The organism is Thalassolituus marinus (assembly GCF_020320395.1).
Lineage (GTDB): Bacteria > Pseudomonadota > Gammaproteobacteria > Pseudomonadales > Oceanobacteraceae > Venatoribacter > Venatoribacter marinus.
Genome location: NZ_JAEDAH010000039.1, coordinates 18,758 through 31,910, shown reverse-complemented (window position 1 = coordinate 31,910; position 13,153 = coordinate 18,758). Strand labels below are relative to the sequence as shown.

Sequence of the window (13,153 nt, the reverse complement as noted above, 5' to 3'; positions counted from 1 at the left end):
AACAGGACGGTGCTCATGTCCGCCAGTCAGGCATACGTATCTATTCGCGGAATGAGTTTCAGTCGGGGCGACCGGCTGATCTATAACGACATGAGTGTCGATTTCCCCCGCGGTAAGGTCACTGCCATCATGGGCCCGAGTGGTACTGGTAAGACCACGCTGCTGCGTCTTATCGGTGGTCAGCTGCTGCCTGAATCCGGTGACATCATTGTAGATGGCCGCAACGTTCCTGCGCTGAGCCGCAAAGAGCTGTTTGAGCTGCGCCGTCAGAAAATGGGCATGCTGTTCCAGACCGGTGCCCTGTTTACCGACCTGAATGTATTCGATAACGTCGCCTTCCCTTTGCGTGTTCACACCGACCTGCCGGAATCCATGATCCGTGATCTGGTGCTGATGAAGCTCGAAGCGGTGGGGCTGCGTGGTGCCCGTGATCTGACGCCGGCGGAACTGTCAGGTGGTATGGCGCGCAGGGTTGCTTTGGCGCGTTCCATTGCCATGGACCCGGAAATAATCATGTATGACGAGCCGTTCACTGGTCTTGATCCGATATCCATGGGCATGATTGTTAAACTGATCCGCGGATTGAATCAGGCGCTGGGGCTGACCAGCCTGCTGGTGTCCCATGATGTCGAAGAATCCTGCTCCATTGCCGATTATCTGTGTGTCGTGTCAGAAGGCCGCGTAATCGGTTTCGGCACGCCGGAAGAGCTGATCAACGAAGGAAATGATGAAGTGAAACAGTTTCTGCGCGGAGAGCCGGACGGCCCTGTGCCTTTCCATTTCCCGGCCGGTGATTATCGTGCTGACCTGCTGGCAGGAGGCAAATAATGCTGAGTAAGCTGCAGGCAATCGGCCGGCGCGGGACCGATGCAATTGAATCGATCGGTCGGGCCACGATTCTGTTCCGCAACTCCGTGCTCTGGGGTGGTCCGGGCAGTGCCGGATTTGCTGACCTGATTAAACAGATTTATTCCGTGGGTGTGCGCTCACTGATCATTATTGTCGTGGCTGGTTTTTTCGTCGGCATGGTGCTGAGCCTGCAGGGGCAGTACATCCTTGCCCGCTATGGTTCAGAAGGCGCGCTGGGAACGCTGGTGTCTCTGTCATTACTGCGTGAACTCGGACCGGTGGTTGCGGCATTGCTGTTCGCCGGGCGTGCAGGTTCGGCGCTGACGGCTGAAATTGGTCTGATGAAGGCCACTGAACAGTTGTCGGCGATGGAGATGATGGGGGTTGATCCGTTCAAACGAGTCATTACCCCGCGCCTGTGGGCAGGCATTATCTCGATGCCGATTCTGGCATTGCTGTTCTCGACGGTCGGTATCTGGGGTGGTGCTTTCGTCGCCATTGATATGTTCGGCATCGACGAGGGCGCATACTGGGGCAATATGCAGGCCTCGGTAGAGTTCTATAACGATGTGGTTAAGGGGATTATCAAATCCCTGGTCTTTGGTGCCGTCGTCACCTGGATTGCGGTCTATCAGGGCTATGATTCGGAACCGACGTCCGAAGGCATCGGTAAGGCAACAACACAGACTGTGGTTATTTCATCTCTTGCGGTGCTGGGACTCGATTTTGTTCTGACCGCAGTCATGCTGGGAGGCGTTTAACATGCGCATGCGATATATCGAAATTTCTGTTGGTGCCTTTATGGTCATGGGCATGGTGGCTATCGTGCTGATGGCTTTCCGGGTCAGCGGGCTGACCATGGCGGGCAGTGGCGACACCTACACTATCAAGGCTCGCTTTGAGAATTTAGGTGGCCTGACAGACAAGGCAAAGGTGTCGATGTCTGGTGTTACAATCGGGCGGGTGACGAAGGTTTACCTGGACCCTGAGTGGTACTCAGCCGTCGTGGAAATGGAAATTGATCGTTCCATGAGCACACTCACTGCGGATACCTCGGCGGCCATTCTCACTGCCGGGTTGCTGGGGGAAAAATACATCGGCCTCACGGTAGGGGCTGAGGAAGACTATCTGAAAGAAGGCGACTGGATCGAAGATACCCAGTCGGCTCTGGTACTGGAAGAACTGATAGGACGATTCCTGTTTAACAAAGCAGAAGGCTGAAGGAGACTGCCATGCGTTGGTTGATACTTGTCTGGACACTTGCATTCAGTTCGCTGAACTGGGCTGCAGAATCTGACGTTCTGGCTGAACAGGCGCATGAGGTGGTTAAACGCACCACTGAGAAAGTGCTGGAATCGATCAACCGCAATCGCCATATCTACGAAAGCGATAACGCCAAATTCTTCTGGGAACTGGAAGATGTTCTGGGGCCGATGATTGATTTTCAGCGTCTGACGCGGCGAATCATGGGGAGTCACTACCGGGAAGCCAGTGTGGAGCAGCGCAAGCGCTTCGCCAGTGCTTTCAAGCGTAGCCTGCTGAGCAGCTATGCCACCGGCCTCATCGAGTTTGAAGATTATGAAGTTCGTATGCTGCCACCCAAGACCGATGTGGAGCATAGCCTGCGTAACACCCTGGTGGATCTTGAGGTCGTAACTCCCAGTGGTCGTGTATTCCCGATCACCCAGAGCATGTACTTCCATCACCGCAAGCGTCAGTGGATGGCGCAGAATGTGATTGTTAACGGCATTAATGTTGGTCGTCTGTTCGGCGAACAGTTTGAACAGATGGTTTACGAAAACGATGGCAACATCGGCGCAGCTATTGATGCCTGGATTGAAGCCCTGCAGGAGCAGGGACGTCGTTTGCGTAAGCAGAAGCCAGCAGTTTAACGGAGCCCCCGATGTCTGCCACTATTGTCCGCACTGATGATCAGAACGCCGAAGTGCGTGGTGATCTGCTGAATTCCACGGTTGTCCCTGTGCTTGAGCAGGGGCTCAAACTGCTTGCGGCTGCTGGTGGTCAATGGACGGTTTCTCTGGCTGCTGTGGATAAAGTGTCCAGCGCGGGTGTTGCCCTGTTGCTGGAGTGGATGCGTGAAGCCGAAAAACAGTCTGTAACCCTGCGAATAGCGGATCTGCCTGAACACATGCGCCCAATCATCAGCATCAGTGATCTTGATCCTGTGTTCGAGACTGTGCTGATCTGAGTCAGTACGCGCTCAGGATCGTGCTCTGGTTATCATATAAACACATTCCCGCGCTTCGCCCAGCGGCGTAAATCCGCTATCATTCGGCGTTTTCCTGAGCTGAGTGGTAGAGCGATGTCTCCGGCAGAAATTCTGCAAGTCCTGCAAACTGAATCCCCTGAAGTCACCTGGACCACCGATGGTGATGGGTACCATAACGTTGTTGAAGGCGTTGGTGAGGTCTTTGAAGGCCTGAACGCGGTTAAGCGTCAGCAGTTTGTGTACCGCATTCTGAATCCGTACATCGCGGATGGCCGTCTGCATGCCGTTTCTATCCGGACCTTTACGCCTGCCGAAAAAGCCGACGCATAATAAGAGCTTCCCTATGGACAAACTGAGAATTGAAGGCGGCAGACGCCTTGATGGTGAGGTGCGCATTTCCGGCGCGAAAAACTCGGCACTGCCGATCCTTGCTGCGACGCTGCTGGCCGAAGGTGTAATGCGGGTAGGTAACCTGCCGCACCTGCACGACATCACCACCATGCTCGAGCTGCTGGGCTGCATGGGTGTTGAAGTTGCTATTAATGAAGATATGTCAGTAGAAACTGACTGTGCCAATGTGAAGAGCCACGTTGCGCCGTACGATCTGGTGCGCACCATGCGCGCTTCGATTCTGGTACTGGGCCCGCTGCTGGCACGCTACGGTGCTGCAGAAGTATCCCTGCCGGGTGGTTGTGCCATTGGTTCCCGTCCGGTGGATCTGCACATTCGCGGTATGGAAGCACTGGGTGCCGAAGTCGAAGTAATGGATGGCTATATCAAGGCATACGTGCCGGGTGGTCGTCTGACCGGCGCCAATATTTTCTTCGATACCGTGACGGTTACCGGTACTGAAAACGTGATGATGGCTGCAGCCCTGGCGGATGGTACCACTACCATCGAAAATGCCGCGCGCGAGCCGGAAGTCGTCGATATGGCCAACTGCCTGAACGCTATGGGTGCAAAAATCACCGGTGCCGGTACTGACACCATGGTGATTGAAGGTGTTGAAAAGCTGTATGGCTGTTCTTTTGATGTGCTGCCAGATCGTATTGAAACCGGCACCTATCTGGTGGCTGCAGCGGTTACCGGTGGTCGCGTAAAAACCAAAGATACCGACCCTGTGATTATGGAAGCGGTACTGCACAAGCTGGAAGAAGCGGGTGCTGAAATTACTACCGGTGAAAACTGGATCGAACTGAACATGCATGGCAAGCGTCCGAAAGCGGTCAATATCCGCACCGCGCCGCACCCGGCATTTCCGACCGATATGCAGGCACAGTTCATGGTGCTGAATGCGCTGGCAGAAGGCACGGGTACCGTGATTGAAACCGTATTCGAAAACCGCTTCATGCATGCACAGGAACTGGTGCGCATGGGTGCCGAGATCCATGTTGAAGGCAACACTGCCATCGTAACCGGTAAAGAGAAGCTGAATGGCGCTCCGGTAATGGCAACCGACCTGCGTGCCTCGGCATCGCTGGTGATTGCCGCGCTGATGGCCGACGGCGTGACGGATGTTAACCGCATCTATCACATAGACCGTGGCTATGAATGTATTGAAGAAAAGTTTCAGCAGTTAGGTGCGAATATCCGTAGAGTATCTGGCTGATATCGGCCTCGCCGACGCTATCAGTAAAAGAGTGAAAGCTGGCTGCTTCGCCAACGCTTTCACGGCCTGCGTTGGCGAAAAACTGAAGAACGAAACAGATTTAAAACACGCTGAATAAAGAGGATCAGCAACTTATGACTCAACCACTGACGATTGCTCTGTCGAAAGGGCGTATTCTCGATGACACTCTGCCACTGCTGGCGGAAGCCGGTATTCATCCGGCCGAGGATATCAAAAAGAGTCGTAAGCTGATCTTTGACACAAACCATGACCATATCAAGCTGGTGGTGATCCGTGCCACCGACGTACCAACCTATGTTGAGTACGGTGCCGCTGACCTGGGTGTGGCAGGCAAAGACGTGCTGATGGAATACGGCAGCGACAACCTGTGTGAACCACTGGATCTGAATATCGCTACCTGTCGTCTGATGACCGCGGCAATCAAAGATGCCGAAATGCCGCAGGGCCGCCTGAAAGTAGCCACCAAGTTCGTCAACGTGGCCAAGCGTTACTTTGCTGAACAGGGCCGTCAGGTCGATATCATCAAACTGTACGGCGGTATGGAGCTGGCACCGATTATGGGTCTGGCCGATATGATCGTCGATATCGTTGATACCGGTAATACCCTGAAAGCCAACGGCCTGGAAGCCCGCGATCTGATCGCGCCAATCAGCTCCCGTCTGGTTGCGGGTCGTGCTGCGATGAAAGTGAAGCACGCACAGATTCAGCCGATTATTGAACAAATGGCGGCGGCGATTGAACGCCAGCGCCAGGCAAAAGCCTGAGAGATTATTTTATGACTATTGAAATTCGTCGTTTCAGCTCACAACAGGCCGATTTCGCACAACAGATGGAAGGCCTGCTTTCCTGGGAATCGGTATCCGATGCCGCTGTGCAGAAGACCGTTGCCGACATTATTTATGACATCCGTACCCGTGGTGATGAAGCTCTGATTGAGTTCACCAACAAGTTCGACCGCATGGAAGTTTCTTCCATGGCCGAGCTGGAACTGAATCAGCAGCAGCTGCAGGAAGCCCTCGACGGTCTGCCTGCCGATCGCCGCGAAGCCCTGCTGGTGGCAGCAGAGCGTGTACGCGCCTACCACGAAAAACAGAAGCAGGACTCCTGGAGCTACACCGAAGCCGACGGCACTATGCTGGGCCAGAAAGTAACGCCGATGGACCGCGTGGGCCTGTATGTGCCCGGTGGTAAAGCGGCTTATCCTTCGTCCGTGCTGATGAATGCTATTCCGGCTCACGTTGCCGGTGTGCAGGAAATCATCATGGTGGTGCCGACTCCGGGTGGTGAACTGAACCAGCTGGTACTGGCAGCGGCCGCTGCGGCTGGCGTAAGCCGTGTATTCACCGTTGGTGGTGCACAGGCGGTTGCGGCACTGGCATACGGTACTGACACGGTTCCGCAGGTCGATAAAATTGTTGGCCCGGGAAACATCTACGTGGCTACAGCCAAGCGCGCCGTATTCGGTCAGGTTGGTATCGATATGATTGCCGGCCCATCGGAAATTCTGGTGGTGTGTGACGGCAAAACCGATCCGGACTGGATTGCTATGGACCTGTTCTCCCAGGCCGAGCACGATGAAGACGCGCAGTCGATTCTGGTATCCACCGATGCCGACTACCTCGATGCGGTAAAAGCCTCCATCGACAAACTGCTGCCGACTATGGAACGTCAGGACATTATTCGCACCTCGCTGACCGAGCGTGGCGCACTGATTCTGGCCAAAGACAAAGACGACGCCATTGCCATTGCTAACCGCATTGCGCCGGAACACTTAGAGCTGTCAGTGGAAGATCCGGAGTCCTGGCTGCCGACCATTCGTCACGCCGGCGCTATCTTTATGGGTCGTTACACCGCTGAAGCGCTGGGCGACTACTGTGCGGGTCCGAACCACGTACTGCCAACGTCCGGCACCGCGCGTTTCTCCTCGCCGCTGGGTGTGTACGACTTCCAGAAACGTTCGTCGCTGATTATGTGTTCGGCCGATGGTGCTTCTGAACTGGGCAAAACAGCATCTGTGCTGGCTCGTGGCGAGTTCCTTACCGCCCACGCACGCAGTGCTGAATACCGCATTAAGGACTGAATCTGAATGAGCCAGTTCTGGAGCCCGTTTGTTAAAGACCTGGTGCCTTACGTACCGGGTGAGCAGCCGAAAATGACACGGCTGGTGAAACTGAACACCAACGAAAACCCGTATGGCCCGTCGCCGAAAGCGATTGCGGCCATGCAGGCGCAGCTCAATGACGATCTGCGTCTGTACCCGGACCCGAACAGCGATCGCCTGAAGCAGGCAATCGCTGACTACTACGGTGTGCAAACCAGTCAGGTGTTCGTGGGTAACGGTTCCGATGAAGTGCTGGCCCATGCTTTTCATGGCCTGTTTCAGCATGGTAAACCCCTGCTGTATCCGGATATCACCTACAGCTTTTATCCGGTTTACTGTGGTTTGTATGGCATTGAGTCCGGCCCGGTGGCACTGGACGAAAACTTCCGGATTCGTGTTGAAGATTATGCCCGTGAAAACGGCGGCATTATTTTTCCTAACCCGAATGCACCAACCGGTTGCCTGCTGCCATTAGCCGCTATCGAACAGCTGCTGCAGCAAAACACCGAAACCGTCGTGCTGGTGGACGAAGCCTACATCGACTTCGGTGGCGAAACAGCGATCGCACTGGTGAACAAATACCCGAACCTGCTGGTTACGCAAACGCTGTCCAAGTCCCGTTCTCTGGCTGGCTTGCGTGTTGGTCTGGCGGTGGGTCACCCGGATTTAATCGAAGCGCTGGAGCGCGTTAAAAACAGCTTTAACTCGTACCCGCTGGACCGCATGGCCATAGCTGGTGCGGCGGCTGCATTTGAAGACCGCGATTATTTCAACGAAACCTGCCAGAAGGTCATCAGCGACCGCGAATGGGTAGCGGCTGAATTAACTGCACTGGGTTTCGACGTACTGCCATCGGCGGCTAACTTCGTGTTTGCCCGTCATGCACAGAAAGATGCGGCGACTATTGCAGCTGCACTGCGTGAGCAGGGCATTATCGTGCGTCACTTCAAGACCGAGCGTATTGCCCAGTTCCTGCGGATTACCATCGGTACGCCAGAGCAGAACAGCGAATTAATCGACGCATTAAAAGCGCTGTAATCTGATTGTTTTGCATAAATAAAAAAGCGGGGTGCTAACCCCGCCACCTGTTAGCCGAATACTTCCCTCATCAGGCTCACTCTTCTGAGCCTGATTGATGCACCCACTTCATTGAGAAGTGGAGTGCTTTCTATGCGACCTTCTCCCTGAAAATCAATGCGCGTTTACATGACTTCAGCGTTGCTCTGTGGCTCGCTTTGCAAACCATTAGTAAGGAAAAAGTTAAATAAATCAGCAGGTTATGATGGGCTTAGGCGTGATAACAGGCCAAATGTAAAGACGACATGGGTGTGTAAATGCACAAGCACGCTTTCGCTCTTGCAAAAGGCGTCGTCTGGGGCACTTTTCATAGTGGTTACAGGGGGTTATGCTCGAAACTTCGAAAGGAAGCGGAGCGTCAAAATGCGCACGCTCACGAATAAACTGTTAGGTGCTCGCCAAGGGCTAGGTAATTCCTTAGAGGAAGGATAAATATGAGAATTGTTTTAACTTTGTTTGTTTCCATTTTTATGTCCAGTGCTGGATTCTCAGCAGAGGTGAAAGTTGGAAATGATGAATTTAACAAAGCCGCCATATTTATTACCGGAAAAATTGAAAAAGGTGATTACGTTAAGGTTAAGAAAGCAGCTAAAAATTACGTCAACCTGATACTTAAAGATAGCGATGAAGAATTAAAGTTTATTCTTAATAGTGAGGGAGGTGATGTTGAAGAGGCTATCAAAATAGGGATGCTATTTAGAAAATCGCTTTCACAAGTGTATGTTTGGGGTAACAGGTTGCTTCATGAGTCTGAAAGTGATGCTCAATGGATTATGAATCATCGCTCGAAAGGCTGGGCTGAAAAGTATGAAACTCAAAATAACGTAATCTATTCAGAACAACGGCCTATTACAGAGCAAGATATTAAAAAATGCTATAGCGCTTGTGTTCTTATGCTTTTGGGTGGAACCCAAAAGCAAATAAGTGACAATCACTACTGGATTGACGGGTTTAGAGCAGATGAGAGTGAAGATATTCCTGTTATTGGCCTGCATCGACCTTATTTTACAAAAGAGCAGTATGCTGAGCTTGGCGCACATGAAGCTGAAGCTGCTTATAAAAAACTCGAAAAGTTAGTCAGAGGTTACTTAGAAGAAATAGGAGCTACGCAAAAGCTAATAGATAGAATGTTCAAAAGTGCATCAAACGAGATTGATTTAGTCATCGATTCAGAATTTAGGGATATGATTAATCTAGAAGAACCTTTCTATAATGAATGGATCATTGCTAGGTGTGGTGTTTTCGATGATGGGAAAGGTATACTTTCAAAAGAAGAGTTCGAATATAAAAAGAGCGTTTGGGAAGCTAAAAAGAAAGAAGTCAGAAGGCTGATTAATCTATACGGCGGTGGCCCAGAAGATTACAACCATATTTATAAAGATTATATTCCCGATGATTATTCAAAAGAAAGATATGAAAATATAATGTCTGTTGTTAGAACTCATAATATTAAATATAGAGCTTGTAAAGAAAGCTCAGTAAAAAATCATCAAATCGAATTATTCTCAGATTAGCCATTGACAGTATGCGAAATATTGCACCTAACAAGCGACTGCTGTCGGACCGTGATCTTGCCCCGCTTTAAAATAAATAGGACAGCCACCCTAACAAAATAAATAGGACAGCCACCCTAATAAAATCCAGTTTCGGCACCGAGAGCAGTGTAAATAACTAGGACAGCCACCCTAAGAAAATCCAGTTTCGGCACCGAGAGCAGTGCTGCGCTAAGCCCAATCGGTTCTGGTTGTAGTTCTACCACATAAATAGGACAGCCACCCTAAGAAAATCCAGTTTCGGCACCGAGAGCAGTGCTGCGCTAAGCCCAATCGGTTCTAAGAATAACGGGAATAACCAGGACAGCCACTTTAAGAAAAACAGGTTTCGACAATGAGAGCTACTGTTGCGCTAAGCTCAATCGGTTCTGGTTGAAGTTCTACGGGGTAAGTCTGGGGGGAATAACTAGGACAGCCACCCTAAGAAAATCCAGTTTCGGCACCGAGAGCAGTGCTGCGCTAAGCCCAATCGGTTCTGGTTGTAGTTCTACGGGGTAAGTCTGGGGCAATAGTCTGAATTATGTTGTGAAATTCTGAACTGAAGGCACGCAGCAACCTCAGGTGCTCCTGATTATGATGAAACTATGAAGGGAATGTTCTAACCGAAGGCTGTCCGACAACGATTTAGCCCTGGCGGACGCTGATATTGTAGCCTCTCGCAGGTCGAACGTAGTTTTTGTTCGTTGCCAGCAAATGTGCTGAAGGTATTCTCGAAGTTCTGCGTCATGCTTAGCCAGCGCTCTTCATCTAATCCCAGTCGTTCCAGAATTTTCGCAGAGTTGTCAGAAATAAAGCCACGTTTGTCATCGCGGATAATTCGCCCGGTTGCGTCGACCAGTTCCAGATAATCGGTCAGCTTCATTGCGATGCCTTTAGGTATATCCTGACGCGGGTTTCCCGCGAAGGGCAGTAGCTCTTTGGGTTGTTGATGTAAGTGGTTAGGTGAATGTGCAGCTTGCGCTTTTTCTGCTCTGAGTTTGATCGACGTGTATTCAGAGTCCTCCGGGGTTTTTGCCATACAGGCTCGAATGGGATTGAGATCAACATAGGCCATACAGGCTGCTAGTGCGGCTTCATCAAGCAGAGCCTGCGATTTGAAACGGCCCTCCCAGAATCTTCCGGTGCAGTCATCTTCAAGATTTGCTTCGCGAGCGATGGATTCATTCAATATCCGCATAAACCAACTGATATCGGTTAATCGTGATCGCCATTCGGCAATGTATATCTGGAGTCTGGCCAGATCGGCTTTGTTCAGTGCGTCTCCGCGCATAAATCGCTGAGATAGCAGGTTGCCTTTAAACAGGGAGTGCCAGCGCTCAATGACTTCTTCATCCGCCCAGGACTTGCTGGAATCGGAATCGACATATAGAACGACATGGTAGTGATTGCTCATGATGGCATAAGCGGCAATCTGAATAGCGAAGAGCTTTGGAAGTTCTAAGAGTTTATTCTCAAGCCAGCCACGACGATGCTCATAACTTTCACCGGTAACAGAATCTGTTCCACAAAGAAATGCTCGGCGAACACAGCGTGAAACGCAATGATAGTAGGGCGTATCTTCAATGGATACCTGTTGCTTCCTTGGCTTTGGCATAATCATCTTCCTTATGCTGGCTGAATTTTCAGCGTAGTCAGTGTCTGGATATTGCTCAATCGGAAGAATGTGTTAGCGTGGGTGTCTCAATACATGATCTGGTAGCGTGGGTGTCTCAATACATGTCGCTTATGCTGGCTGAATTTTCAGCGTAGCCAGTGGCTGGATATTGATCAATCGGAAGAATGTGGTAGCGTGGGTGTCTCAATACATGACGTGGGTGTCTCAATACATGACGAAGCACTTTTAGTTACCATTGGCTCCAATCCAAACATGGAAGCATTGCATAAAAAGGCGGAAGACTTCTTTTATCTAGAAGACGAGCTTTCAGAATGCTTGAAACTGGTGACAGAGGAGTTTTCAAAACTTAAGGTCAAAGGCGAGTTAAGCCGGTTAGGTTAAATCATAACAAGGCCGTAAAATTCGTTTCGGGCACAAAAAGCGAATAAATAGCAAGCGAATAAATAGGACAGCCACACTAATAAAACAGATCTCGACAGCCAATCGAACAAGTGTGTTGGCGTGGGTGTCTGGTTATATGCTCATAGGAAGCGGAGCGTCAAAATGAGCACGCTCAGGAATGAACTGTCATGCCAGTCAAGCAAAGGAGAAGCTACATGACTGAACAAATACAATCGATAGAACTAAGATCTGCTCTTTCTGGATTCGAGAGTTCCGCAATGAATTTTGGCGTTAGATTCATTCCTGATGCAAGGGTTCGTGCAGAATATAATGCCAAGGCTAAGCAGCTCTCAACCGAAATATTGCGAGAGGTTAGTTCTGGTGAAATTTCTGCTGCCGAAGGTGCAAGGAAAGCCTCGGAGATGAGAAATCTCCTAATGGATGCTCTACGAGGTAAAACCTCTGAGATAGCACAAGCGTATGCGGTTAGGCAAAAGGCTGTTGGAAAAACCCTTCAGGAACTTGAAGAAAAATACGCTAAGAGAATGTTTGGGAAGTCATTCCAATCTCTCTCAGATAGCCAGAAAATCAAAATATGGAGGGAGCTCGTATTTGCATCCGGTCGCCCACAATTAAAAGCAAATAAATTGGCAAAAACTCTTGGTGTTGCAGGAAAAGGTTTCATTGCATTTACGCTAACAGTAGCTGTTTACAATATTGCTACAGCCGAAGATAAAGCCCAAGCAACTGCTAAGGAAGGGGCTGTTGTCGGTGGCGGTTTGCTTGGTTCCGTGGCAGGCGGTGCCGCAGCAGGTTTGGCGTGCGGGCCTGGAGCACCTGTCTGCGTTGGTATTGGCATCTTTGTTGGTGGTGTTATGTTCGCTATCGGCGCCGAAATTGTATTTGATTCATTCTGGAGTTAGGTATGAATGTACGTTCTATTGTAGCTAGCTCTGTATTCGTAGCGATTTTTTTAGCCTTCTTAATTTGGCTTTATTTTATTGGAAGAATTAGCATATTTGGGGTGATTGTGATTTTGGTTTCTGGTGGCATATTTGTTTCAATGTCAAAATTTCTATACAAAAACTTCTGGGGCGAAGAGTAGGTATAGCAAAGCGTTGCAGTTGACGCTGATCTTGACCCGCTTTAACGCCCTGGGCGTGGCGTTAGTTGGATGCAAGGAATGAAATTATGAGAAGGCTGTTATTACTTTGCTTAATATTTTCTTCATGGAATGCATTAGGCGAAGGCTGGAATAGAAATGTACTAGTAGGTGAGTGGGAAGCGTATTCTTATCAATATATGCGCTCGTATGAGCGATTTGTCATAAATGATGATTTCTCTGGCTGCTGGTCAGTTTTTAACGATCATGAACAATATCTGGAGAACTGCTTCACTTCAAAAGATGTAACTTTCCAAGATGGATATGTGGTTATAGATCTTGGCGAGTCGGCGCAGTTTATACTGAGTGCATGGGGTAATGGTGGTCGCTTACTTGGAAATTTGATGCTATATAAACCCTCGGAAAAGGGGCGGGACCTGTTCAATTCAATGCCAGTCAGCTACTCCAAGGTAAGTGAAACTAACCTTGTTGATTTTTTTAACAAAGCTAAAGTAGCCTTCGAAGCGCAGGCACTTAACAAATCAACTCAGCAGGGGCCAGCGGCGGGGACGCGCTAACGTGCTCCCCTGTTTGAGGCGCTATACGCAAGATAGC

Annotated in this window: 15 protein-coding genes; 14 read left to right on the top strand and 1 reads right to left on the bottom strand. The window is 50.3% G+C overall.

What is annotated here, in order from left to right:
- The first annotated feature begins 15 nt into the window (after nucleotides 1-15).
- From I9W95_RS07390 to I9W95_RS07340, 11 genes are all read left to right on the top strand, one after another.
- Nucleotides 16-828, top strand: a complete 813-nt coding sequence (locus tag I9W95_RS07390) for an ATP-binding cassette domain-containing protein (protein WP_225673422.1) — start codon at nucleotides 16-18, stop codon at nucleotides 826-828.
- Entirely contained in the window at nucleotides 828-1,610 is a 783-nt protein-coding gene (gene mlaE, locus I9W95_RS07385; RefSeq protein WP_225673421.1) for a lipid asymmetry maintenance ABC transporter permease subunit MlaE, read from the top strand. Before I9W95_RS07390 ends, mlaE begins: the two co-directional genes overlap by 1 nt.
- Nucleotide 1,611: 1 nt before the next feature.
- Entirely contained in the window at nucleotides 1,612-2,070 is a 459-nt protein-coding gene (gene mlaD, locus I9W95_RS07380) for an outer membrane lipid asymmetry maintenance protein MlaD (RefSeq protein WP_225673419.1), read from the top strand.
- 11 nt (nucleotides 2,071-2,081) lie between these two features.
- A complete protein-coding gene (locus I9W95_RS07375; protein ID WP_225673417.1) occupies nucleotides 2,082-2,741 on the top strand; it encodes an MlaC/ttg2D family ABC transporter substrate-binding protein in 660 nt (219 codons plus the stop codon).
- Between the two features lie 11 nt (nucleotides 2,742-2,752).
- Nucleotides 2,753-3,058, top strand: coding sequence for an STAS domain-containing protein (locus I9W95_RS07370; RefSeq protein WP_225673415.1), 306 nt, complete (start codon nucleotides 2,753-2,755; stop codon nucleotides 3,056-3,058).
- A 114-nt stretch (nucleotides 3,059-3,172) separates the two neighbouring features.
- Nucleotides 3,173-3,409, top strand: a complete 237-nt coding sequence (locus tag I9W95_RS07365) for a BolA family protein (protein ID WP_225673413.1) — start codon at nucleotides 3,173-3,175, stop codon at nucleotides 3,407-3,409.
- 13 nt (nucleotides 3,410-3,422) lie between these two features.
- Nucleotides 3,423-4,688: a UDP-N-acetylglucosamine 1-carboxyvinyltransferase gene (murA, locus tag I9W95_RS07360; RefSeq protein WP_225673411.1), complete on the top strand. Its 1,266-nt coding sequence runs from the start codon at nucleotides 3,423-3,425 to the stop codon at nucleotides 4,686-4,688.
- 134 nt (nucleotides 4,689-4,822) lie between these two features.
- Nucleotides 4,823-5,473 (top strand): ATP phosphoribosyltransferase, encoded by a 651-nt coding sequence (gene hisG, locus I9W95_RS07355; RefSeq protein WP_225673409.1) that lies wholly within the window; start codon nucleotides 4,823-4,825, stop codon nucleotides 5,471-5,473.
- 11 nt (nucleotides 5,474-5,484) lie between these two features.
- Nucleotides 5,485-6,789 (top strand): histidinol dehydrogenase, encoded by a 1,305-nt coding sequence (gene hisD, locus I9W95_RS07350; protein WP_225673407.1) that lies wholly within the window; start codon nucleotides 5,485-5,487, stop codon nucleotides 6,787-6,789.
- Nucleotides 6,790-6,795: 6 nt separating this feature from the next.
- Entirely contained in the window at nucleotides 6,796-7,848 is a 1,053-nt protein-coding gene (gene hisC / locus I9W95_RS07345) for a histidinol-phosphate transaminase (protein WP_225673405.1), read from the top strand.
- A 473-nt stretch (nucleotides 7,849-8,321) separates the two neighbouring features.
- Nucleotides 8,322-9,401 (top strand): hypothetical protein, encoded by a 1,080-nt coding sequence (locus I9W95_RS07340; RefSeq protein WP_225673404.1) that lies wholly within the window; start codon nucleotides 8,322-8,324, stop codon nucleotides 9,399-9,401.
- A gap of 637 nt (nucleotides 9,402-10,038) precedes the next feature.
- On the opposite strand, the gene I9W95_RS07335 is transcribed toward I9W95_RS07340, so the two are convergent.
- Nucleotides 10,039-11,034: a transposase gene (locus tag I9W95_RS07335; protein WP_225673402.1), complete on the bottom strand. Its 996-nt coding sequence runs from the start codon at nucleotides 11,032-11,034 to the stop codon at nucleotides 10,039-10,041.
- Between the two features lie 617 nt (nucleotides 11,035-11,651).
- On the opposite strand from I9W95_RS07335, the gene I9W95_RS07330 reads away from it, so the two are divergent.
- The 3 genes from I9W95_RS07330 to I9W95_RS07320 all read left to right on the top strand — a co-directional run bounded on the left by I9W95_RS07330 (nucleotide 11,652) and on the right by I9W95_RS07320 (nucleotide 13,116).
- Complete coding sequence (locus I9W95_RS07330) at nucleotides 11,652-12,359, top strand: hypothetical protein (protein WP_225673400.1); 708 nt, start codon at nucleotides 11,652-11,654, stop codon at nucleotides 12,357-12,359.
- A 2-nt stretch (nucleotides 12,360-12,361) separates the two neighbouring features.
- Nucleotides 12,362-12,541, top strand: a complete 180-nt coding sequence (locus I9W95_RS07325) for a hypothetical protein (protein ID WP_225673397.1) — start codon at nucleotides 12,362-12,364, stop codon at nucleotides 12,539-12,541.
- Nucleotides 12,542-12,627: 86 nt separating this feature from the next.
- The gene (locus I9W95_RS07320) at nucleotides 12,628-13,116 is read left to right on the top strand and encodes a hypothetical protein (RefSeq protein WP_225673395.1); all 489 of its coding nucleotides are present in this window, start codon (nucleotides 12,628-12,630) and stop codon (nucleotides 13,114-13,116) included.
- Nucleotides 13,117-13,153 lie beyond the last annotated feature (37 nt).